Source organism: Streptomyces violascens, from assembly GCF_014649955.1.
GTDB lineage: Bacteria > Actinomycetota > Actinomycetes > Streptomycetales > Streptomycetaceae > Streptomyces > Streptomyces violascens.
This window is the reverse complement of record NZ_BMUA01000025.1, coordinates 1-21053: the sequence shown is the minus strand read 5'-3', so window position 1 is coordinate 21053 and position 21053 is coordinate 1. Positions and strand designations below refer to the sequence as shown.

The following is a 21053-nucleotide window of genomic DNA, read 5'->3' as shown; positions in this document are numbered from 1 at the left end:
GTACGGGTCCGCGATGCGTAACGTACGGGTACGTATGGGGAGTTGGCAGGCATGCACCCCAGGAAGCGACCCCGGAAGAACACGTCGGCGATGAGGATGGTCGGCGCCCTCGTGGCGTCCTTCCGGATTGCCGCAGGCCTGACCCAGCGCCAGCTGGGCGAGCGCGTGCTGCTGCACGAGGAGATGATCGCCTCGATCGAGCAGGGCCGCCGTCCCCTGAAACTCGACCTGGCCGCACTTCTGGACCAACTCCTCGACACAAAGGGAGCGTTGAAGACGGCGGTCGAGAACATGCCGGAGATCGACCTGATCCCGGCGTGGGCCGAGGAGTACATGGACCTGGAGCGCGAGGCCATCGCGCTGTCCTGGTTCGAGAACCAGGTACTGCCGGGCCTGCTCCAGACGGAGAGCTATGCGCGGGCGGTGTTCCTGAGCAAGGTGCCGGCGATGAGCGAGGACGAGATCAATGCGCAGGTCGCTGCGCGGCTTGAGCGGCAGGAAATACTGCACCGGAAGGAGCCGCCAACCCTCAGCTTCGTCATCTCCGAGGCCATCCTGCGGGACCGCTTGGGCAGTGACGCGGTCTACGCGGAGATGCTGCGGCACCTGCGTGACTGCGCCGACCTGCCGGGGCTCACCGTCCAGGTCATGCCGCTCGGACGACACACGCACGCCGGGCTCAATGGACCCTTCATCCTCGTGGAGACACCGGATCACCAGCACCTCGCCTACGCCGAGACTCAACGTGGCAGTCAGCTCATTTCCGACCCCGACGAGGTCAGTATCCTGGCGCAGAAGTATGCGATGCTGCGAACGCAGGCCCTCAACTCCGAGCAGACCAGAGGGCTGTTGGACCAGCTGCTAGGAGAGCAATGAGCATCGCACTTACGTGGTTCAAGTCCAGCTACAGCGGCGACGAGGGCGGAGCCTGCGTCGAAATCGCGTGCGCTTGGCGCAAGTCGAGCTACAGCGGCAGCGAGGCCGGCAGCTCCTGCGTCGAGGTGGCAACCCACCCCTCCGCCATCCACATCCGCGACTCCAAGGCCCCCGAGGGCCCCACCCTCACCGTGAACCCCACCACGTGGCAGGGCTTCATCGCGGAACTCTGAACCCTGGCCCGCCTGCACCCCCTATAGGGGCGCGGGGCTGTTCCATCATGCGGCTCCGCCGCGTGGGCGCGACCAGCCACGACGAGCCCGCAGCCGAATGCCACCACGGGACCGCCCTCGCGCTCGGCCCGTTGTCAGTGGCGGGATCTACATTCGGGGCATGGCGATGCTTGCGAATCCACTCCCGCAACTGATGGACGACCCGACCGGCAAGGTGCTGGGTCTCGACCTGCCGCCGGGCAGGGTGATCGGTCCGGCGGCCGAGCCGCTGCTCTGGTATGCGGATGAACCGGCCGGCCCGCAGGACTGGGCACATCTCGCAACGGCCCGCAGGGCAACGGGCCTGCATCCCGTACTGCTGGGCGGAGTACGGGAGTTGGCCGACTGGGAGCTCGCCCCGGACGAGGCGTCGTACCCGGGCGACCACGACGCCGAGGACGTGCTGGCCGAGTACTGGGAGACGTACGCCGAGGGAGAGCTGGGCTACGACCCCGAGGAGTGGCCCGGCCTGGCGGAGGCCCCCGCGCTTCGGGAGGACCCGGACGACAGGGCGGCCGAGACCGCAGGGGCGGCGACGGGCGAGGGTCACCTGAAGGGCGCCCGGATCGCCCTGGTCCCGGCCCGCCGCAGCGCCGACATCCCGGCGGCCATCGGCTGGCGCGGCACGCGGAACCACGAGCCCGACGTGGCCCGCCTGTGCGCGGTGCTGCGCTCGTGGGAGGACAGGTTCGGGGCGAGGGTGGTGGGCCTGACGCCCGACCGCCTCACCGTGTCGGTGGCGGCCCCGCCCGCGACCGGGGAAGAGGCCCTGGTGCTGGCGGCGGAACACTTCGCGTTCTGCCCGGACACGATAGAGACCGACCTCGACGAATACGCCGACTCCCTCCTCCACGACGGAAGTTGGACGTTCTACTGGGGCTGAGCCGGGCGGCGGCGCCCCCGGAACCCTTAACACATCCTTGACTCAATGATCGATCATTCGAGGAGCATCATGAACGCATGAACGAAAGACGGGCAGAGGCCGCCCCGGCCGCACCTTCGCTGCCCAAAAGGCGTGCGCTCGTGATCAGCACGACAGCGATCGGCACCGCCCTCCTCCTGGTAATGGTCTGGCTGCTGCTCGTGCCGATGCCGGAACGGCTGGACACGGAGCGGGCGTTCCGGGCGGCCAGGGACTGTGCGCCCGGGACCACTGCCACCGACTGCCTGCACTCGGTACCGGCGGTGATCGAGCGCACCAGGGAGAAAGGCGGCAAGACGCCTTCGCACTGGATGTACGTGAAGACCGCCGAGGGCGACAGGCCCGCCCTCTACTTCAAGGGGGATCAGCGGTCCACGTTCGAGGGGCTGGCGGGGAAGCGGATCCACGTCACGTACTGGGAGGGATCGGTCCGGTACATCGACTGGGCGGACGCCCGCTGGTACACCGCCGCGGACCCGCGCGGCGCCTACCGCCCGTTCCTGGCCTGGGGTCTGGCCCTGGGCTCGGCCGGCCTGGGCCTGATCCTGATCGGCCTCTGGTGGGCCCGGGGCTACGCCACGACCCGGCTCCGATACCCCTGGCAGCAGGGGATCGCGGTCGTAGGCACGGGCATCCTCGGATTGGCGGGCGGCCTGCTCCCGTGGCTCGTCCACGGGTGGCGGGCGGCGCTGCTGGCGTACGGGGTGGCGGGGGCGGTCGTCGCGGCGGGCTGCGCGTTCGCCGCCGCGGTGCTGCACCGCGTGAACGCCCGCAAAACCACGGACACGGTCGACATCGAGCCGGTGATCCCCGCCGACGAGACCATCCTCGCGGGCATCGTGCGCGGCGACGTCCCGTACGGGGGCGTTCTGGGCGGCGGCTACCTGATGGCCGACGCCGAAGGCCTGTCGATCATCCCCGACCCGAACTACCGGAACCACCCGAAGCTCATACCGGCCACCCTGGAACCGCTGAGGGTCCGCCCGCCGTACCGGACGGACCCCGAGGGCCTCGACTTGGGTGACGTGTGCCTCGTGCTGGAATGCCGCGACGGCGACACCCCGGTGTACGTGGCCGCCACCAGGGAGTCCATGCCGCTGGTACTGGGCGCACTGACCGCGGCACGCCAACTGGCCCAGAAATAAAGGGACTTGGGCCCTCGCGGACCTACAGCCCCTTGGCCACCTCGGTCGCCCAGTACGTGAGGATCATGTGGGCGCCGGCGCGCTTGATGCCGGTCAGGGTCTCCAGGATCGCCCGGTCGCGGTCGATCCAGCCCTTCTCGGCGGCGGCCTCGATCATCGCGTACTCGCCGCTGATCTGGTACGCGGCGACCGGCACGTCCACGGACTCGGCGACCTTGGCGAGGATGTCGAGGTAGGGCCCGGCCGGCTTGACCATGACCATGTCGGCGCCCTCGTCGAGGTCGAGCGCCAACTCCCGCAGGGATTCACGGGTGTTGGCGGGGTCCTGCTGGTAGGTCTTGCGGTCCCCGCGAAGGGAGGAGCCGACGGCCTCGCGGAAGGGTCCGTAGAAGGCGGAGGAGTACTTGGCGGTGTAGGCCAGGATGGAGACGTCCTCGTGCCCGGTCTGGTCCAACGCGTCCCGGATGACGCCGACTTGGCCGTCCATCATCCCGGAGGGCCCGACGACGTGGACTCCGGCGTCGGCCTGGACCTGGGCCATCTCGGCGTAGCGCTCAAGGGTGGCGTCGTTGTCCACGCGCCCGTGCTCGTCGAGCACGCCGCAGTGCCCGTGATCGGTGTACTCGTCGAGGCACAGGTCGGACATGATGACGAGGTCGTCGCCGACCTCTTCCTTCACGGCGCGGATGGCGACCTGGAGAATCCCGTCCGGGTCGGTCCCGGCGGTCCCGGCGGCGTCCTTCTTCTCGTCCTCCGGCACCCCGAACAGCATGATCCCGGAGACCCCGGCGGAGACGGCCTCCACGGCGGCCTTGCGCAGCGTGTCGAGGGAGTGCTGCACGACGCCCGGCATGGCCTGGATCGGAACGGGCTCGGCTACGCCCTCCCGCACGAAGGCGGGGAGGATCAGGTCGGCGGGGTGCAGGCGGGTCTCGGCGACCATGCGGCGCATGGTGGGGGTGGTGCGCAGCCGACGGGGCCGGGCCCCGGGGAAGGATCCGTACACAGTCATGCCCCTACGCTACGCCGCCGGGGAGGGAGGTCTTCCCCACCCCGCCCCTTCCCGCTGTGACACTCTGCGGCTCCGCCGCGTGACCTCCGGGGGTGTGGATGGGCTGAGCTCAGCTCCTGGGGCTCCGCCCCAGACCCCGTTCGCGCCTTGATGGCGCTCGTCCTCAAACGCCGGACAGGCTGAAATGCTCCGATGCGGGCCAGCACCGATGCCGTTAGGGGCGCGGGGAACTGCGCGACCAGCCACCCACGGTCCGCACCCGAACCGGGGCCTGGGGCCAAGCCCCAGCACCCCCGCGTACCCCGCGCTACGTCGTGCGGCGGCGCCGCGCCCCCGGACGACGCTCGCTCGGCCGGGTCACGTGCTCGCCCGCGGACACCGCCGCGTCACGGCGAGCCGCCCCGAAGTCCGCAAGCGCCTGCGCCAGCTTGTGGACCGACGGCTCCGGAGCCATCACATCCACCCGCAGCCCGTGCTCCTCCGCCGTCTTGGCCGTAGCAGGGCCAATACACGCGATCACGGTCACGTTGTGCGGCTTTCCCGCGATGCCGACAAGGTTCCGGACGGTCGAAGAAGACGTGAACAGCACCGCGTCGAACCCGCCCCCCTTGATCGCCTCGCGCGTGTCCGCCGGCGGCGGCGACGCGCGCACGGTCCGGTACGCCGTGACGTCGTCGACCTCCCAGCCGAGCTCGATCAGGCCCGCCACCAGCGTCTCGGTGGCGATGTCGGCGCGCGGCAGGAAGACGCGGTCGATCGGATCGAAGACCGGGTCGTAGGGCGGCCAGTCCTCCAGGAGGCCGGCCGCGGACTGCTCGCCGCTCGGGACGAGGTCGGGCTTGACGCCGAACTCGACCAGCGAGGCGGCCGTCTGCTCGCCCACGGCGGCGACCTTGATTCCGGCGAAGGCCCGGGCGTCGAGACCGTACTCCTCGAACTTCTCGCGCACCGCCTTCACCGCGTTGACCGAGGTGAACGCGATCCACTCGTACCGGCCCGTCACCAGGCCCTTGACCGCGCGCTCCATCTGCTGCGGCGTACGGGGAGGCTCGACCGCGATGGTCGGCACCTCGTGCGGCACCGCACCGTAGGACCTCAACTGGTCGGAGAGCGAAGCCGCCTGCTCCTTCGTACGCGGGACGAGTACGCGCCAGCCGAACAGCGGCTTGGACTCGAACCACGACAGCTGGTCGCGCTGAGCAGGGGCACTGCGCTCGCCGACCACGGCTATGACGGCCTGGTGCCCGTCCGGCGAGGGCAGCACCTTCGCCTGCTTGAGGACCTGGGCGACCGAGCCGAGCGTCGCGGACCAGGTCCGCTGGCGCGTGGTGGTGCCCGCGATCGTCACGGTCATCGGGGTGTCGGGCTTGCGGCCCGCGGAGACCAGCTCGCCGGCCGCGGCCGCGACGGTCTCAAGGGTCGTCGACACCACCACCGTGCCGTCGCTCGCGCCGACCTCGGCCCAGCACCGCTCGGTGGCGGTCCGGGCGTCGACGAAGCGGACGTCGGCGCCGCCGGCCCCGCTCAGCGGGACACCGGCGTACGCGGGAACGCCGACCGCGGCGGCCACGCCCGGCACCACCTCGAAGGGGATGCCCTCGGAGGCGCAGGCCAGCATCTCGCCGGCCGCGTCGCCGTCCAGGCCCGGGTCGCCGGAGACCGCACGGACGACCCGCCTGCCGGAGCGCGCGGCCTCCATGACAAGATTGGCGGCGTCCCGCAACACCGGGATACCGGCGGTAGTTGACGCCTCGTCCACTACCGTCAGCTGAGGTGTGTCCACACCTGCCCGCGCATGCGCGCGAACAACGTCGAGCACAGCGGGCTCGGCGATCAGGACGTCGGCCGACGCCAGCGCCTCCACGGCGCGCAGCGTCAGAAGTCCGGGGTCTCCGGGACCGGCACCGAGGAAGGTGACGTTTCCGGCGGCGGTCGGGTTGGTGGTGGGGCTCAAAGTGCTCGCTCCCCCATAAGACCGGCCGCACCCTTGGCGAGCATCTCGTCCGCGAGTTCGCGTCCGAGGGCCATCGCTTCGTCGTGCGACGTGGGTACGGGACCGGTGGTGGACAGCTGCACCAGCGAAGAACCGTCGGTGGTACCGACCACTCCGCGCAGGCGCATCTCATGAACAATCTGCCCGTCGGCCAGCAAGTCGGCCAACGCACCCACAGGTGCGCTGCAGCCGGCCTCCAGGGCGGCGAGCAGGGACCGCTCGGCGGTCACGGCGGCCCGCGTGAACGGGTCGTCGAGCTCGGCGAGCGCGGCGGCGAGGTCGGCGTCGGCCGCCGAGCACTCGATCGCCAGTGCCCCCTGGCCGGGGGCGGGCAAAACAGTGTCGACCGACAGGAACTCGGTCACCACGTCGCTGCGTCCGATGCGGTTGAGCCCGGCGGCGGCCAGGACCACCGCGTCGAGCTCCCCCTTGGCGACGTAACCGACGCGGGTGTCGATGTTGCCGCGGATCGGCACACATTCGATGGTGCGGCCGTGGCTGCGGGCGTAGGCGTTGAGCTGTGCCATCCGCCGCGGCGAACCGGTGCCGATGCGGGCTCCGTCCGGAAGCCGGTCGAAGGTGAGCCCGTCGCGGGCGACCAGCACGTCGCGCGGGTCCTCGCGCACCGGCACGGCGGCGAGCACCAGGTCGGGGTGCTGGGCGGTGGGCAGGTCCTTGAGGGAGTGCACCGCGAAGTCGACCTCGCCGCGCAGCAGCGCGTCGCGCAGCGCCACGACGAACACACCGGTGCCGCCGATCTGCGCGAGGTGCTCACGCGAGGTGTCGCCGTACGTGGTGATCTCCACCAGCTCGACGGGACGCCCGGTCAACTGCCGTACGGCGTCGGCCACATGGCCGGACTGGGCCATGGCGAGCTTGCTGCGCCTGGTCCCGAGTCTCAGTGCTTTCTCGGTCATGACCGCCCTCGGTTCTTGACATCGGCGTCGTTCAGATCGGCCCTGGAGACGGCGGCCACCGTCTCCGGGTCGAGGTCGAAGAGAGTGCGCAGCGCGTCCGCGTACCCGGCGCCACCGGGTTCGGCGGCGAGCTGCTTGATCCGCACGGTCGGTGCGTGCAGAAGCTTGTCGACGACGCGGCGCACGGTCTGGGTGACCTCGGAGCGCTGCTTGTCGTCGAGGTCCGGGAGCCGGCCCTCCAGGCGCGCGACCTCTCCGGCCACGACCTCGGCGGCCATGGCGCGCAGCGCGACGACGGTCGGCGTGATGTGCGCGGCCCGCTGGGCGGCGCCGAACGCGGCCACCTCGTCGGAGACGATCGAGCGCACCTGGTCCACATCGGCGGCCATCGGCGCGTCGGCGGAGGCTTCGGCGAGCGACTCGATGTCGACGAGCCGCACCCCGGGGATGCGGTGCACGGCGCCGTCGATGTCGCGCGGCATGGCGAGGTCGAGCAGCGCCAGCTTCACGGGCCCGGCCGGTACGCGACCACCGCGTCGGGCGCCGGCCTGCGGCCGCTCCGCCCGCTCGGCCCAACTGCCGTGCAGCTCAAGGGAGTTGACGTCGACGGCCGGGGCCGCGTTCAGGGCGTCCACGCCGGGCCCGGCGAAGGTGATGCCCGCGTCGGCCAGGGCGGCCAGGTCCACGGGGCAGCCCGCGGCGTCGGGGGCGGAGGCTTCGGAACGTACGGCTTCAGCCTCGTTCCCAGTGCCGCCCGGCTCCGTACCGTCCGCGAGCAGGCCCGCGCGTTCGGCGGCGGCGACCTCGGCGAGGGCGGTGCGGTCGGCGTCCGAGAGGCGGGCCACCGTGGCCGGGTCGGCGGCCGGGGCCAGCGGCGGCAGGCCGAGCGCGGTGGCGACGGCCTCACCGGTCAGCACCAGACCCGTTGCCCCGGTGCAGGACACCGCGATGTCGACTCGTGTCAGTTCCCGTGCGACATCGGCCATCGCGACGGCGCGTGCGGCGGTGCCCGCCTCGCCGAGGATCTCGACGAGGCGTTCGGCGCGGGCGTGCGTCCGGTTGGCGACCACGATCTCGTCGACGCCGGTGCGGGCCAGCGTCGCGGCGGCCAGGGAGGACATGGAACCCGCGCCGATGACCAGCGCGCGCTTGCCCTTGGCCCAGTCCTCGACGGACGCCCCGGCGGCGAGCTGCTCGAGGCCGAAGGTGACGAGCGACTGCCCGGCCCGGTCGATGCCGGTCTCGCTGTGGGCGCGCTTGCCGACCCGCAGCGCCTGCTGGAACAGGTCGTTCAACAGCCGCCCGGCGGTGTGCAGTTCCTGCCCGAGCGCGAGGGTGTCCTTGATCTGGCCGAGGATCTGTCCCTCGCCGACGACCATGGAGTCGAGCCCGCAGGCCACCGAGAAGAGGTGGTGGACGGCCCGGTCCTCGTAGTGCACATACAGATAAGGGGTGAGCTCTTCGAGGCCGACGCCGCTGTGCTGGGCGAGCAGCGTGGAGAGCTCGGCGACACCCGCGTGGAACTTGTCCACGTCCGCGTACAGCTCGATGCGGTTGCAGGTGGCGAGCACAGCGGCCTCGGCGGCGGGCTCGGCGGCGAGGGTGTCGTGGAGCAGCTTGGCCTGCGCGTCCGCGGAGAGGGAGGCCCGCTCCAGGACGCTGACGGGGGCGCTGCGGTGGCTGAGGCCGACGACCAGGAGGCTCATGCCGGCATCACGGCGGGCATGTCCCCGTCCGGTCCCTTCCGGCCATTGGCCGCGGGGCGCACCGGCGGCACCACGACGGCCGCCGCCTCGGCGACGGCGGCTTCCTCGCCGGCCTTGCGCTGCTCGTGGAAGGCGAGGATCTGAAGCTCGATGGAGAGGTCGACCTTGCGCACGTCGACGCCCTCGGGAACCGACAGGACGGTCGGCGCGAAGTTGAGGATGGAGGTCACTCCGGCCGCGACGAGACGGTCGCAGACCTGCTGAGCGGCGCCCGCCGGGGTCGCGATGACCCCGATCGAGACCCCGTTCTCGCTGATGATCTTCTCCAGGTCGTCGGTGTGCTGCACCGGCATCCCGGCCACCGGCTTTCCGGCCATTGCGGGGTCGGCGTCTATCAGCGCAGCGACCCGGAAACCGCGCGAGGCGAAGCCGCCGTAGTTGGCGAGGGCCGCGCCGAGGTTACCGATACCGACGATGACAACCGGCCAGTCCTGGGTCAGGCCCAGTTCCCGGGAGATCTGGTAGACGAGATACTCGACGTCGTACCCGACACCGCGGGTGCCGTACGAGCCCAGGTACGAGAAGTCCTTGCGCAGCTTCGCGGAGTTGACCCCCGCGGCGGCCGCGAGCTCCTCCGAGGAGACCGTCGGCACGGAGCGCTCCGAGAGTCCGGTGAGTGCACGCAGATACAGCGGAAGCCTGGCGACGGTGGCCTCGGGGATTCCTCGGCTTCGGGTCGCCGGTCGGTGAGTTCGGCCAGTTGCCACGGTGCTCCTGCGGGATGAGCGGGGCTGCAGGCGGCCACATGTCCCAGGGCCGCCCCGTCGGATGCAGGCTATGTCTTTGTGAACGCGTGCACAAAGATGGTGTCCGCTTTGTCCGAGCAAAGTGACCGGGCTCACGCGACCCGAGGAGGGAATCGCGGAACCGCAGACGGGTTCAGTCCGTTCAGGACCCGAAGGGGGCAAAGCCGCACACACTCCTCACAGCGATACCCCCGAACCACAGCAAAACGACCATGATGGTAACCGCAACTATCGCGAACCCCATCATTTGGCTGTTCAACCGCCCCGGCCCGGAGCACGCCAAACGTTCAACCGGTCAATGCACCTCTGAGACGTACGGGATCCACGCGCCAGAAGGTGTGCTGCTCACCGTCGACAAGGACGACCGGAATCTGCTCCCAGTACTCCTTGTACAGCGCCTCGTCCTGGGTGATGTCCTTCTTCTCCCAGGCCGCACCCGTCTCGGCACACACGGCCTCGATCACCTCCTGGGCGTCGTCGCAGAGATGGCAGCCGGGCTTCCCGATCAGCGTGACCACCCGGTCGGCCGGGTTCCCGCCCGGCTTCTTCGTACGTCGCAGCAAGGGACTCATGCCTCCCATTCTCCAACCCCCGCCCCGCCCCCGGGACCCATAAGCCCGGATCGTCCGTTTAACACGGCGGCCTCGCAGAGTTCACGCCATCGCTCCCTGGCGAGTCGGGAAGTTCCGAACAGACTGGCTATGCTCACGGCATGGCCGCACTGGGATGGCTCACCCCTCGTAGGCGCTCGGCGACAGCACGCAGCGTGCTGGCCGGCGAGGCCGCAGCCGAGGCAGCCCGCAAGTCCTCGCAGGAACTGGCAGAGCTGGCGGAACTGGCGCAGGCCACAGCCGACGAGACACCCTCGGAGCCCGAGTTCCCCGTCGTCGGGGACGATCTCGCCGCCGCCTTCTTCGACCTCGACAACACCGTGATGCAGGGCGCCGCCCTCTTCCACTTCGGCCGGGGCCTGTACAAGAGGAAGTTCTTCCAGCGCCGCGAGCTGGCGCGCTTCGCCTGGCAGCAGGCCTGGTTCCGGCTCGCCGGCGTCGAGGACCCCGAGCACATGCAGGACGCCCGCGACAGCGCGCTGTCCATCGTCAAGGGCCACCGCGTCTCCGAGCTGATGTCCATCGGCGAGGAGATCTACGACGAGTACATGGCCGACCGCATCTGGCCCGGCACCCGCGCGCTCGCCCAGGCCCACCTGGACGCGGGCCAGAAGGTCTGGCTGGTGACGGCCGCGCCGGTCGAGACCGCCACGATCATCGCCCGGCGCCTGGGCCTGACCGGCGCGCTCGGCACGGTCGCCGAGTCCGTGGACGGCGTTTATACGGGACGCCTGGTGGGCGAGCCCCTGCACGGGCCCGCCAAGGCCGAGGCCGTCCGGGCGCTCGCCGCCGCCGAGGGACTCGACCTGACCCGCTGCGCCGCGTACAGCGACTCGCACAACGACATCCCGATGCTCTCGCTCGTCGGCCACCCCTACGCCATCAACCCGGACGCCAAACTGCGCAAACACGCCCGCGAGCGCGAGTGGCGGCTGCGCGACTACCGCACCGGGCGCAAGGCCGCGAAGGTCGGCATCCCGGCCGCGGCCGGCGTCGGCGCGCTCGCGGGCGGCACGGCCGCGGCCGTCGCCCTGCACCGCCGCCGCCGCTAGTCGGCCACTGTCCGCAGTCAACCGGCGTCTCCGGCGGCCGCCCGCGGCGTCAGCCGCCGGAATATTCGATTGCGGGGGTTTCGTCCCCATCCCCCTTGGCTCGCCAGCCCCGTTGCCCACACCCGGGCACAACAGATCCCCGGCGCGGACAAATCCGAAAGCATTCCGATCAAGTTCTGGTCACTATGTGCGACTTGAACAGACGCATAGACGTAACAGAAGCGACGGAATCGACGATTTGAGCAACTGGGTGTAGCGCTCCCTGCACGAAGCGTTATTCTCCTCAGACGCAATCCGGAACCCGCACATCGCCACGATGGGTGAACAGTTCCGCACTGCACGTGATGGAAGCTCTGCCTCTGGGAGTCCCGTGTACCCACACGTCGGGGTTGACGCCTCGGGCCTGGCTACGCTGCGCGGGGCGGTCGTCGACCGCCTGCGCGTATTCGTCCCCACCGCGTACGCCGGCGCCCCTGCCTTCGCCACCGCAACACCCGTCGGGCCCTGCTATGCCCTGGCCGACGGTGGTGCCGCAGTCGGTAGACGGAGCGGCGGCCGCAGCACGGGCACGTCCGCGACGCCGACCGCCCGCCGGCCCACCGCCGACAGCGACAGCGCCCGCATGATGGACCTCGTCGAGCGCGCCCAAGCGGGCGAGGCCGACGCCTTCGGACGGCTCTACGACCAGTACAGCGACACCGTCTACCGCTACATCTACTACCGCGTCGGCGGCAAGGCGACGGCCGAGGACCTCACCAGCGAGACGTTCCTGCGCGCCCTGCGCCGGATCTCCACCTTCACCTGGCAGGGCCGCGACTTCGGCGCCTGGCTGGTCACGATCGCGCGCAACCTGGTCGCCGACCACTTCAAGTCGAGCCGCTTCCGGCTCGAAGTGACCACCGGCGAAATGCTCGACGCCAACGAGGTCGAGCGCTCCCCCGAGGACTCCGTCCTGGAGTCGCTCTCCAACGCCGCCCTGCTCGAAGCCGTACGCAAGCTCAATCCGCAGCAGCAGGAGTGCGTCACCCTGCGCTTCCTCCAGGGCCTCTCGGTCGCCGAGACCGCCCGGGTCATGGGCAAGAACGAGGGTGCGATCAAGACCCTCCAGTACCGGGCCGTGCGCACCCTCGCCCGGCTCCTGCCGGACGACGCCCGCTGACCGCCCGGCCCGCCCGGCCCGTCCGGACACCACCCGCCGACCCGCCTCAGGCGGGTCCGACTCGCCGTCCGTGAGCACCCGATGACGCTGTGGTCCGATCATCCTTCGTCCGTAACCCAAGTGCCGCGTCCGTCGTTGTGCGGGATGAAGGCTCCCTGTGGTCACGCCATGTCCACAGCCGCTCACTCGATCGTGTGGATGTGCTCTAGGCGTGCAACCTTCCAGGCCCCTTGGGGAGTCGACCGTGATGACGAGAGGAGGTGCCGCCAGTGATCGCGAACGTATCGGCGCACCGGCGGGCGAACGCCTTCGCCCAGGCCCTGGAAGAAGCCTCGGCGGCCGACCAGGAGACACCCGAGACCGGTCCTGCCGATCAGGCCGAGACCGGCAGGCTGTCGACCCTGGCGGGTGGGCTCGGCGAACTGCCGAAACCGGAGATGGACCCGCAGGTCAAGGTCGAGCAGCGGGCGCTGCTCATGGCCGAGATGGAGCGGATGTTCGCCGGCGGCGGTGCCGCCGACCCTCAGGTGCCCGAGCAGCGGACCGGCCGCGGCGCCCACCGGGCGACGTCGCTCCGGAAATTGCGACCCCGCTCCCGCTGGTCCAAGGGCATTGCGGCGGGCGGACTCAGCATCGGTGTGGCCGCGGGAGCGTTCAGCGGCGTGGCCGCTGCCAGCTCGGACGCCCTTCCCGGTGATTCCCTGTACGGGCTGAAACGCGGCATGGAGGACCTCAAGCTCAACCTGGCCGACGACGACGCCAGCCGGGGCGAGCTCTACCTCGACCAGGCCTCGACCCGGCTCTCCGAGGCGAGACGCCTGATGGAGCGGGGCCGCGCGGGCGACCTCGACCACGAGCAGATCGGCGAGGTCCGGCGCGCCCTCAACGGCATGGAGCACGACGCCTCCGAGGGCCACCGCCTGCTGCACCAGGCCTATGCGAAGGACGGTTCCATCGGCCCCATGGCCGCCCTGAACTCCTTCGCCCAGGCGCATCGCGAGAGCTGGAGCAAGCTCCGCGGCAAGCTGCCCGCCCAGCTGACCGACGTCGGCGACAAGGTGAGCTCGGTCTTCGCCGCCATAGACCAGGAGGTCGGGCCGCTGCAGTCGCTGCTGCCCAAGACGTCGTCCACGACGCACACCCGACAGGGCTCCTCGCACCCGGGCAGCACCTCGGGCACCGCCCGCCCGGCCACGCCGTCCTCGGCCCCCGGCTCCGGTCACAGCGCCCCCGCCACTGGCGGAAAGCCGCAGCCCTCCGGCTCGCCCTCCAGCGAGGGCCTGCTCGGTGGCAACACCGGCGGCCTGTTCGAGCCGGGCACGGGCGGCGGCATCGTCCCCGCCCCGTCCGGCAAGTCCTCCAACAACAAGCCCCCGGTGCCGGACGTCACCCTGCCCCCGCTCCTGCCGGGCCTGCTGCCGGGCCTGGGCATCGACACGGACAAGGCGGAGTAGAGGTCGCGTACAGACGCGTTGGAGGGGCCGGGAAAACCCGGCCCCTCCAACGCGTACGAGCCTGAAAGAGCCTGACAAGGGCTCAGAGGAAAGCGCGGCTCAGAAGAACACGGACCGCCGCTGTACGAGCAGCTTGTACAGCGTGTGCTGGATCTGCTCCCGCACCTGGTCGGTGAGGTTGAACATCAGCATCGGGTCCTCCGCCGCCTCCGGCGGATACCCGTCGGTCGGGATCGGCTCGCCGAACTGGATCGTCCACTTCGTCGGCAGCGGCACCAGACCCGCGGGACCCAGCCACGGGAACGTCGGCGTGATCGGGAAGTACGGGAAGCCGAGCAGGCGGGCCAGCGTCTTGGAGTTCCCGATCATCGGGTAGATCTCCTCGGCGCCCACGATCGAGCACGGCACGATGGGCGTGCCCGCCTTCAGCGCGGTCGACACGAAGCCGCCGCGCCCGAAGCGCTGCAGCTTGTACCGCTCGCCGAACGGCTTGCCGATGCCCTTGAACCCCTCCGGCATCACGCCGACGACCTCGCCCCGCTCCAGGAGCGCCTGGGCGTCCTCCGAGCAGGCCAGGGTGTGCCCGGCCTTGCGGGCCAGCTCGTTGACGACCGGCAGCATGAACACCAGGTCGGCCGCGAGCAGTCGCAGATGCCGCCCCGCCGGGTGGTGGTCGTGGACGGCCACCTGCATCATCAGCCCGTCCAGCGGCAGCGTCCCGGAGTGGTTGGCGACGACCAGCGCCCCGCCCTCGGCCGGGATGTTCTCGACGCCCTTGACCTCCACCCGGAAGTACCTGTCGTAGAACGGCCGCAGGATCGACATCAGGACCTGGTCGGTGAGTTCCTTGTCGTAGCCGAACTCGTCGACGTCGTACTCGCCGGTGATCCGCCGCCGCAGGAACGACAGGCCGCCAGCGATGCGCCGGTCCCAGCCGCCGCGCTGCTCCTGCCGGTCCGCCGCGCGGGCCCCGGAGGCCTGCTCCACGGCCTCCTGCGCCCCGGGCAGGGCGCTGACCGGGGCGGCGGGGGTGCCGAGCGGCTGCGGCCCGGGTTCGGCCTTGCGGCGGCCCGGGACCGGGCGCCTGCGGCCGGTGCGCTGCGCGCTCTGGCGCGAGCGGTCGTCGTCGAACGGGATGACCTTGGCGTCCGCCATCGTTGGTGCGCTCCTCATTCCGCGTTCGAAGGGGTGGTGGTCCCGGCGAGGGCCCCGCCGGGGAACGGTGCGAACGGCAGCCCCGCCACCCGGTCCACGGCCCTGGCCAGCGAGTCCGGGGGCAGCAGCCCCGGGCCCCGGCTGCGGGCGAAGTCCGCGAAGGTCTCGGCGGTCGTGTACTGGGGTTCGTAGCCCAGTGTCTCGCGCATCTGGGCCGTGCTGACCACCCGGCCGTGCGTGAGCAAACGAATCTGCTCCGGCGAGAAATCGGTGACCCCGACCGTCCTGAGCGCGGTGCCGACCCAGCGGACCGCCGGGAGCAGCACCGGCACCGTGGGCCGTCCGAGCCGCCGCGAACACTGCGAGAGCAGCAGCACGCCCTCCCCCGCGACGTTGAAGGTCCCGCTGTTGAGCGTCCCTCGGCGCGGCTCGCCCGCCGCGATCCGCAGCACGTCGATCACATCGTCCTCGTGGACGAACTGGAGCCGCGGGTCGTAGCCGAGCACCGTCGGCAGGACCGGCAGCGAAAAGTACTCGGCGAGCGGCGAGTCGGCGCTCGGCCCCAGGATGTTCGCGAAGCGGAGCACGCACACCGCCACATCGGGCCGGCGCCGGGCGAAGCCGCGCACATACCCCTCGACCTCGACGGCGTCCTTCGCGAAGCCCCCGCTGGGCAGCGACTTCGGCGGCGTCGTCTCGGTGAACACCGCGGGATCGCGCGGCGCGGACCCGTACACGCTGGTACTCGACTTCACGACGAGCCGCCTGACCGTCGGCGACTTCTGGCATGCGCCGAGCAGCTGCATCGTGCCGATGACGTTGGTTTCCTTGACCGTGGTGCGGCCGCCGCCCGAGCTCAGCGGCGTCCCGGTCACATCCATGTGCACGACGGTGTCCACCTCGTGCTCGGCGAGCACCTTCGCTATCGCCGGCTGGCGGATGTCCGCCTGTACGAATTCGGCACCACCCAGACGGTGCCCCGGCCGGACCGCATCGACCCCGATCACCCGGTCGACCTCGGGATCCCGCTGGATCCGCCGCACAAGACGGCCGCCCAGCTGCCGGGCCACTCCGGTGACGAGCACGACCTTCCCCAAGATCAGCGCCTTCCTTCGGCCTTCGGTACGTACCTACGCCCTGAGCGCCACCGTAGCGGCTGGATGTTGCGCGGCGATGACCATGTGCGCGCGCATGGCCGAGAAACTGCGTCCGTGTACGCCACAGCCCTCCCACCGACAATGCGGCGGGAGGGCTGCGATCTCACGAACAGCGTTCGCTTACTTCTTGTTGCGACGCTGAACGCGCGTGCGCTTGAGCAGCTTGCGGTGCTTCTTCTTGGCCATCCGCTTGCGCCGCTTCTTGATAACAGAGCCCACGACTACCCTCGCTCACTTCTTCTCACTCGGTGCGGGGCGTCTGGGCCCACACGACCTACGTCGGCCTAGCCTACCTGCCGCCGAGTGAGGGACGTAATCCGAGGGGAGCGCGGAGCCCCCTCAGGCCGTCTCCACCCCCACAAAGGACTCGCGGAGGTACTCCTGCACTGCCTGTTCCGGAACCCGGAAGGACCTGCCCACCCGGATCGCGGGCAGATGACCGCTGTGCACCAAGCGGTACACGGTCATCTTTGACACTCGCATCACCGAGGCGACCTCCGCCACGGTAAGGAACACGACCTCGTTGAGAGGCCTCTGGTCTGCAGCCATGACCCACCTGTACCTTCCGCACCCAACGCGCACCGGCTTCCCCTCCGGTGACTCAACGTCGCTGTGCGCTCACTCCCCAGACTAGGGGCGGGTGGTGCGAGTGGGGAAGAGGAGCTGCCATCGGCCGCCTACTGTGACAGACACGCTCGATTGAGTACATAGCGAGTAAGCGGCCGGTAGTAATCAGACCGCACAGCGTCATCAAGCGGAACGGCCACGGCCACCCGCCCCTCGGCCTCGCCGACGAACAGCGCGGGGTCGTCCGTATCGGCGAGCCCGACGGCCTCAATGCCCAGCTGACCTGCCCCGCAGACCCATCCGTGATCTCCGATCACGAGATCGGGAACCTGTCCGGAACCCCCCGCCGAGGCCCCCAGGGCGACCCGAACCGGGAGCGGAGAATGGGTGTGCGCGCCGGTCTCGCTCCCGGCCCCTCGCGCGCCGGGCTCCCGCACCAACGCGACTCCTCGTACGTAGTCAAGGTTGTACGTACGTACCCCGAACCGGGTCGTTATGTCGACAGAGCTACCCTGCGCGGGGGTGAGAACAGGGCACCCCGCCGCCGACAAAGCGTCCGCCAGGGCGGCGTAGAACCCGAGCAGCCGGTGCGGATGCCCGGTCCCGAGCAGCACCGCGCCGCGCCGCGCGGCCACCTCTCCGATCCGCACCGCGAAGGCGTCGAGCCCCGCCAACGTCCGCTCGGGATCAATGACATCGGGCCCGCTGACGTGCCCCGGATCGTCGCTCACCCCGCACTTGTCCGCCATCAGCCGCAACAAGTCCCTCTCGCCCCACCCCCATTCGGGGTCGAGCCCGAGCGTGACCCGGGGATCGCGCGCCGCGAACAGCCGGTAGCTGCGCAGACTCTCCTCCCGCGAGGTCGCCACAGGCCCGGCCAGCCTGGCCGCCAGAAGATGCGCCCGCAGCGCGCCGATGCTCAACACCCGTCGATGCTCCCGCAGGGGGGTGGAGCGCGGGCCAAAACCCGGCCATCGCCCCACAGTTGGCGTAACGCGGGCTGTCGGCAGCGGGGGTCCCTCTCCCCACCCCGCCCCTTCCCGCTGTGACACTCTGCGGGAAGGGGCGGGGTGGGGCGGGGGAAGAAACCCCTACGCCAACAACCCCCGCAACGGAAACGCCGCCCGCCGAGCGGCCAGCACCGCCTGGTCCAGCCGGTCCGCAGGGTCGTACCCCGCATCCCACGACCGCCACGACACGGTCCGCCCGTCCGTCATCCGCCCCGGACCCAACTCCCGCGTACGCGCGAACACTTCATCCCGCCAGGACGCAGGAATCACCGACTCGGGATCGACCGGCGCATGCCCCGCGATCCCCACCAGATGCGTCCAGGACCGCGGCACCACATCCACCACCGCATAACCCCCACCGCCGAGCGCGACCCACTTCGCCCCCTCGACGTACTCATGGGCCAGCGAGTGGCAGGCCGCCTGCACCGCCCGCTGCGCATCGAGCGACACGGCCAGATGGGCCAGCGGATCCTCGAAGTGCGTGTCGGCCCCGTGCTGAGTGACGAGCACCTGCGGCCGGAAATCGGCGATCAGCTCGGGCACCACCGCGTGGAAAGCCCGCAGCCACCCCTCGTCCCCCGTCCCCGCCGGCAGCGCGACATTGACCGCGGAACCCTCACCGGCCCCGGCCGCCCCGGTCTCCTCCGGCCACCCGGTCCCGGGGAACAGCAGCCGGGGATGCTCGTGCAGCGAAATCGTCAGGACCCGCGGATCCTCCCAGAACGCCGCCTGAACGCCGTCCCCGTGGTGCACGTCCACATCCACGTACGCGACCCGCTCGGCGCCGAGCTCCAACAGCCGCGCGATGGCCAGCGCCGCATCGTTGTAGATGCAGAACCCGGCCGCCCCGCCCGGCATGGCGTGGTGCAGCCCGCCCGCGAAGTTGACCGCGTGCGCGGCCTCCCCCGCCCAGACCGCCTCGGCCGCGGCGACGGACTGCCCGGCGATCAGCGCGGAGGCCTCGTGCATCCCGGCGAAGGCGGGATCGTCCATCGTCCCGAGCCCGTACGACGCGTCGGCGGCCCCCGGATCCGCCGACGCCGCCCGCACCGCGTCGACGTAGTCCTGCCGGTGCACGAGCCGCAGCGTGGAGTCCCCGGCCGGCGGCGCGGCAACGACATCCACCTGCTTGTCGAGCCCGTAAGCCCGCACCAGACCCATGGTCAGCGCGAGCCGTACCGGGTCCATCGGGTGGCTCGACCCGAAGTCGTAGCGCGTGACAGCTTCATCCCACATCAACAGTGCGCGGCCGCTCATGCCCGCCACCGTATCGGGCGGCCTCGGAGCCGAACGAGCGGGCGTACACCAGCGTCAGGAGCACCAGAACCATCGGCACGAGCATCGCCCCGCGGTAACTCCAGGCGTCCCCAAGGGCCCCCACGAGCGGTGAGCCGACGAGAAAGCCCACGTAGTTGAAGACGTTGAGCCGGGCGACCGCCGCGTCGCTGGCGTCCGGAAAGAGCCGCCCGGCCGCGGCGAACGTCTGCGGCACGATCACGCACAGCCCGAACCCGAGCAGCGTGAATCCGGCCATCCCCGCCCAGGCCCCGGGCGCGGCCGCCACCACCCCGAACCCGGCCGCCGCCAGCACCGTCCCGGCCCGCACCACGGCCACCGCCCCGAACCGCCGCACCCCGAAGTCCCCGGCAGCCCGGCCGAGCAGCGTGGTGACCATGTAGACGTTGTACGGAACGGTCGACAGCTGCTCGGAGCTGCCAAGCGTGTCCTGGAGGTACTTGGCACTCCAGTTGGAGACGGTCGAGTCGCCGATGTACGCGAAGCTCATCACCAGGCACAGCGGCAACAGCAGCCGGAAGACGACGGGCTTGGCCCCCTCGGCCCGCTCCACCGCGGCCCCGGCCGGCTCCCCGTCCACGTACCACCGGCTCGCGACCAGACACACCGGCAGCAGCAGGGCCACGACCGGCAGATAGGACACGAGCAGCGACAAATGCCAGTGCGCCCCCACCCAGGCGAGCGAGGCACCCCCGATTCCCCCGAGGCTGTACGAGGCGTGGAAGCCGAGCATGATGCTGCGCCCGTACGTCCGCTGGAGGCTGACCCCCAGCATGTTCATGGACGCATCGAGCGCCCCCACCGAAAGCCCGAACGCGCCGAGCGACAGCGCGGCCTGCCACATCCGGTCGCCCGCGCCGGCTCCGAGCAGCGCCAGGAGCACGGCGGGCTGGGCGAACCGCAGCACCACGCTCGGCCGGACCCGCTTGATCAACTGCTCGGTGCAGACGCTGCCGACCCCCGCGAGGATCGGCACGGCCGCGAGGAAGACCGGCAGCAGCCCGTCGGAAATCCCGTACCGGTCCTGGATCGCGGGTATGCGGGTCACCAGGAGGGCAAAGGCCATGCCCTGCGCGAAGAAACTCACCGCCAGGGACGCCCTGCCGTGCCGCAGGCGTGCGTCTGTCATGGCGGCACAGCCTAGGGCCGTTACTTACTCCTGGGTAGAGAGATCACCCGAGCAATCCGAGCAGCTGCCCCATGTCGTCGAAGTACCCATTGGCCCCCTCGAGCCGCTCGGCGGGCGTCATCGCCGTGAACCCGTACACATCCATCCCCGCGGCCCGCGCGGCCTGGACCCCGAGCCGGCTGTCCTCGACGACGACACACCGCTCGGGCGCCACGCCCATCCGCTCGGCCGCGTGCAGAAACAGGTCCGGCGCCGGCTTGCCCCGCCCGACGTCCTCCGAGGAGAACACCCACTCGTCCTCGAACCACTCGTCGAGCCCGGTCCTGCGGTGCCCCACCCGGATCCGCTCATGCGTCCCGGACGACGCCACGCAGTACGCCACCCCGTCCGCCACCAGCTTCCCGAGTACGTCCGTGGCCCCCGCGACGGGCTGCAATTCGCGCTCGAAAGCCGCGAAAATCCGAGCGTGCAGCGTCTCGTCGAAGTCGACCGGCAGCGCCTGCCCGGTCCGCTCCCGGATCACATCGTGTACGCGATGGACGGCGGCCCCCATGTAGTCACGGAGGGATTCCTCGTACGAGGTGGGATGGCCGAGCTCGGTGAGATACCCGGACAGGATGGTGTTCGAGATCGGCTCGCTGTCGACGAGCACGCCGTCGTTGTCGAAGATGATGAGGTCGTAGCGCATGACTCGACCTTAAACGCAGAAAAGCCCCGCACCGTGACTCTGAGAGTCTGGTGCGGGGCTTTCCCTAAAATTTGTTCGGCGGCGTCCTACTCTCCCACAGGGTCCCCCCTGCAGTACCATCGGCGC

Annotated in this window: 21 protein-coding genes; 7 read left to right on the top strand and 14 right to left on the bottom strand. The window is 70.6% G+C overall.

Annotated features, from left to right (window positions below; translation table 11 throughout):
- Nucleotides 1-90: 90 nt before the first annotated feature.
- The 4 genes from IE206_RS33030 to IE206_RS33015 all read left to right on the top strand — a co-directional run bounded on the left by IE206_RS33030 (nt 91) and on the right by IE206_RS33015 (nt 3215).
- Nucleotides 91-876: a helix-turn-helix domain-containing protein gene (locus IE206_RS33030; RefSeq protein WP_229853263.1), complete on the top strand. Its 786-nt coding sequence runs from the start codon at nt 91-93 to the stop codon at nt 874-876.
- Entirely contained in the window at nt 873-1109 is a 237-nt protein-coding gene (locus IE206_RS33025) for a DUF397 domain-containing protein (protein ID WP_189968721.1), read from the top strand. The genes IE206_RS33030 and IE206_RS33025 overlap by 4 nt, the downstream gene beginning before the upstream one ends.
- A 160-nt stretch (nt 1110-1269) precedes the next feature.
- Entirely contained in the window at nt 1270-2031 is a 762-nt protein-coding gene (locus tag IE206_RS33020; RefSeq protein WP_189968719.1) for a DUF4253 domain-containing protein, read from the top strand.
- 140 nt (nt 2032-2171) lie between these two features.
- On the top strand, nt 2172-3215 hold the full coding sequence (locus IE206_RS33015) for a hypothetical protein (RefSeq protein WP_189968717.1): 1044 nt from the start codon (nt 2172-2174) through the stop codon (nt 3213-3215).
- 22 nt (nt 3216-3237) lie between these two features.
- Here the strand turns inward: IE206_RS33015 and hemB are convergent, their stop codons facing one another.
- The 6 genes from hemB to IE206_RS32985 all read right to left on the bottom strand — a co-directional run bounded on the left by hemB (nt 3238) and on the right by IE206_RS32985 (nt 10221).
- Nucleotides 3238-4227, bottom strand: a complete 990-nt coding sequence (gene hemB / locus IE206_RS33010) for a porphobilinogen synthase (RefSeq protein WP_189968715.1) — start codon at nt 4225-4227, stop codon at nt 3238-3240.
- A 307-nt stretch (nt 4228-4534) separates the two neighbouring features.
- The gene (locus tag IE206_RS33005; RefSeq protein ID WP_189968713.1) at nt 4535-6181 is read right to left on the bottom strand and encodes a bifunctional uroporphyrinogen-III C-methyltransferase/uroporphyrinogen-III synthase; all 1647 of its coding nucleotides are present in this window, start codon (nt 6179-6181) and stop codon (nt 4535-4537) included.
- Entirely contained in the window at nt 6178-7137 is a 960-nt protein-coding gene (gene hemC / locus IE206_RS33000; protein ID WP_189968711.1) for a hydroxymethylbilane synthase, read from the bottom strand. The genes IE206_RS33005 and hemC overlap by 4 nt, the downstream gene beginning before the upstream one ends.
- A complete protein-coding gene (locus IE206_RS32995; RefSeq protein ID WP_189968708.1) occupies nt 7134-8843 on the bottom strand; it encodes a glutamyl-tRNA reductase in 1710 nt (569 codons plus the stop codon). The genes hemC and IE206_RS32995 overlap by 4 nt, the downstream gene beginning before the upstream one ends.
- Nucleotides 8840-9610 carry a redox-sensing transcriptional repressor Rex gene (locus IE206_RS32990; protein ID WP_189968707.1) on the bottom strand — a complete coding sequence of 257 codons (771 nt, stop codon included), beginning with the start codon at nt 9608-9610 and terminating at the stop codon, nt 8840-8842. The genes IE206_RS32995 and IE206_RS32990 overlap by 4 nt, the downstream gene beginning before the upstream one ends.
- Nucleotides 9611-9936: 326 nt before the next feature.
- The gene (locus tag IE206_RS32985) at nt 9937-10221 is read right to left on the bottom strand and encodes a glutaredoxin family protein (RefSeq protein WP_053724588.1); all 285 of its coding nucleotides are present in this window, start codon (nt 10219-10221) and stop codon (nt 9937-9939) included.
- A gap of 140 nt (nt 10222-10361) precedes the next feature.
- Here IE206_RS32985 and IE206_RS32980 point away from each other — a divergent pair, with 140 nt between their 5' ends.
- From IE206_RS32980 to IE206_RS32970, 3 genes are all read left to right on the top strand, one after another.
- Nucleotides 10362-11312 (top strand): HAD family hydrolase, encoded by a 951-nt coding sequence (locus IE206_RS32980; protein ID WP_189968705.1) that lies wholly within the window; start codon nt 10362-10364, stop codon nt 11310-11312.
- Between the two features lie 370 nt (nt 11313-11682).
- Nucleotides 11683-12471 (top strand): ECF subfamily RNA polymerase sigma factor, BldN family, encoded by a 789-nt coding sequence (locus IE206_RS32975; protein ID WP_053724590.1) that lies wholly within the window; start codon nt 11683-11685, stop codon nt 12469-12471.
- Between the two features lie 269 nt (nt 12472-12740).
- Nucleotides 12741-13925, top strand: coding sequence for a DUF5667 domain-containing protein (locus IE206_RS32970; protein WP_189968703.1), 1185 nt, complete (start codon nt 12741-12743; stop codon nt 13923-13925).
- A 99-nt stretch (nt 13926-14024) separates the two neighbouring features.
- Here the strand turns inward: IE206_RS32970 and IE206_RS32965 are convergent, their stop codons facing one another.
- The 8 genes from IE206_RS32965 to IE206_RS32930 form a co-directional block, all read right to left on the bottom strand.
- On the bottom strand, nt 14025-15080 hold the full coding sequence (locus IE206_RS32965; protein WP_189968701.1) for a lysophospholipid acyltransferase family protein: 1056 nt from the start codon (nt 15078-15080) through the stop codon (nt 14025-14027).
- 14 nt (nt 15081-15094) lie between these two features.
- On the bottom strand, nt 15095-16177 hold the full coding sequence (locus IE206_RS32960) for an NAD-dependent epimerase/dehydratase family protein (protein ID WP_189968699.1): 1083 nt from the start codon (nt 16175-16177) through the stop codon (nt 15095-15097).
- 180 nt (nt 16178-16357) lie between these two features.
- Complete coding sequence (locus tag IE206_RS32955; protein WP_003948845.1) at nt 16358-16456, bottom strand: 30S ribosomal protein bS22; 99 nt, start codon at nt 16454-16456, stop codon at nt 16358-16360.
- A 120-nt stretch (nt 16457-16576) separates the two neighbouring features.
- Nucleotides 16577-16786: a helix-turn-helix domain-containing protein gene (locus tag IE206_RS32950; protein ID WP_159047648.1), complete on the bottom strand. Its 210-nt coding sequence runs from the start codon at nt 16784-16786 to the stop codon at nt 16577-16579.
- A 128-nt stretch (nt 16787-16914) separates the two neighbouring features.
- Nucleotides 16915-17730, bottom strand: a complete 816-nt coding sequence (locus IE206_RS32945) for a phosphatase (protein WP_189968697.1) — start codon at nt 17728-17730, stop codon at nt 16915-16917.
- Nucleotides 17731-17895: 165 nt separating this feature from the next.
- Nucleotides 17896-19071 (bottom strand): acetoin utilization protein AcuC, encoded by a 1176-nt coding sequence (locus IE206_RS32940; protein ID WP_189968694.1) that lies wholly within the window; start codon nt 19069-19071, stop codon nt 17896-17898.
- Complete coding sequence (locus IE206_RS32935) at nt 19040-20239, bottom strand: MFS transporter (protein ID WP_189968692.1); 1200 nt, start codon at nt 20237-20239, stop codon at nt 19040-19042. The genes IE206_RS32940 and IE206_RS32935 overlap by 32 nt, the downstream gene beginning before the upstream one ends.
- A 43-nt stretch (nt 20240-20282) precedes the next feature.
- Nucleotides 20283-20927 carry an HAD family hydrolase gene (locus IE206_RS32930; RefSeq protein ID WP_189968690.1) on the bottom strand — a complete coding sequence of 215 codons (645 nt, stop codon included), beginning with the start codon at nt 20925-20927 and terminating at the stop codon, nt 20283-20285.
- Nucleotides 20928-21053: the final 126 nt, after the last annotated feature.

Excerpts from the sequence above, each read along its gene's own strand:
- IE206_RS33030 (WP_229853263.1), top strand. The coding sequence starts at position 91 with ATGAGGATGGTCGGCGCCCTCGTGGCGTCCTTCCGGATTGCCGCAGGC.
- IE206_RS33025 (WP_189968721.1), top strand. The coding sequence starts at position 873 with ATGAGCATCGCACTTACGTGGTTCAAGTCCAGCTACAGCGGCGACGAG.
- IE206_RS33020 (WP_189968719.1), top strand. The coding sequence starts at position 1,270 with ATGGCGATGCTTGCGAATCCACTCCCGCAACTGATGGACGACCCGACC.
- hemB (WP_189968715.1), bottom strand. The coding sequence starts at position 4,227 with ATGACTGTGTACGGATCCTTCCCCGGGGCCCGGCCCCGTCGGCTGCGC.
- hemC (WP_189968711.1), bottom strand. The coding sequence starts at position 7,137 with ATGACCGAGAAAGCACTGAGACTCGGGACCAGGCGCAGCAAGCTCGCC.
- IE206_RS32995 (WP_189968708.1), bottom strand. The coding sequence starts at position 8,843 with ATGAGCCTCCTGGTCGTCGGCCTCAGCCACCGCAGCGCCCCCGTCAGC.
- IE206_RS32985 (WP_053724588.1), bottom strand. The coding sequence starts at position 10,221 with ATGAGTCCCTTGCTGCGACGTACGAAGAAGCCGGGCGGGAACCCGGCC.
- IE206_RS32980 (WP_189968705.1), top strand. The coding sequence starts at position 10,362 with ATGGCCGCACTGGGATGGCTCACCCCTCGTAGGCGCTCGGCGACAGCA.
- IE206_RS32965 (WP_189968701.1), bottom strand. The coding sequence starts at position 15,080 with ATGGCGGACGCCAAGGTCATCCCGTTCGACGACGACCGCTCGCGCCAG.
- IE206_RS32950 (WP_159047648.1), bottom strand. The coding sequence starts at position 16,786 with ATGGCTGCAGACCAGAGGCCTCTCAACGAGGTCGTGTTCCTTACCGTG.
- IE206_RS32940 (WP_189968694.1), bottom strand. The coding sequence starts at position 19,071 with ATGAGCGGCCGCGCACTGTTGATGTGGGATGAAGCTGTCACGCGCTAC.
- IE206_RS32935 (WP_189968692.1), bottom strand. The coding sequence starts at position 20,239 with ATGACAGACGCACGCCTGCGGCACGGCAGGGCGTCCCTGGCGGTGAGT.
- IE206_RS32930 (WP_189968690.1), bottom strand. The coding sequence starts at position 20,927 with ATGCGCTACGACCTCATCATCTTCGACAACGACGGCGTGCTCGTCGAC.